The sequence below is a fragment of the Kosakonia sp. H7A genome, assembly GCF_003028445.1.
Classification (GTDB): Bacteria; Pseudomonadota; Gammaproteobacteria; order Enterobacterales; family Enterobacteriaceae; genus Kosakonia; species Kosakonia radicincitans.
The window spans coordinates 1-433 of record NZ_PYTZ01000143.1 but is presented as its reverse complement, the minus strand read 5'-3'; the positions used below and the strand labels follow the sequence as shown (position 1 = coordinate 433).

1 protein-coding gene is annotated in these 433 nt (G+C 68.8%); it reads left to right on the top strand.

The annotated features are described in order from the left end of the window. Positions 1-433, top strand: a 433-nt coding sequence (locus CWM66_RS28630; RefSeq protein WP_233218454.1) for an AarF/UbiB family protein, incomplete at both ends; no start/stop codon positions are given.

The window sequence follows — 433 nt, the reverse complement described above, 5'->3', positions numbered from 1 at the left end:
GTGGACCTGCTGCCTCCGGTGTGGATCGCCGAGCTGAGCGAATTGCAGAACGCGGTGCCGGCGCTGCCGTTCGAACAGGTGCGTCCGCAACTGGTGGCCGATCTGGGCGCTGCACCGGAAGACATTTTCGCGCGTCTGGACGAACAGCCGCTCGCTGCGGCTTCCCTGGCGCAGACCCATCGTGCGTGGCTGGATGACGGGCGCGCCGTGGTGCTCAAGATCCGGCGACCAGGTATCGGCGAGGTGATCGAGGCGGACCTGCGCCTGCTCGCGCGCCTGGCCGAAGTGATCGAGGCACAGCTGCCGGACCTGTGCCGCTACCGGCCGGCGGAGGTGGTGCGGCAATTCACCGTGTCGCTGCGGCGGGAACTGGATTTCGCCGCCGAGTGCCGGCATGCCGAGAAGATCGCCGGCCATTTCGCCGGACACCCGG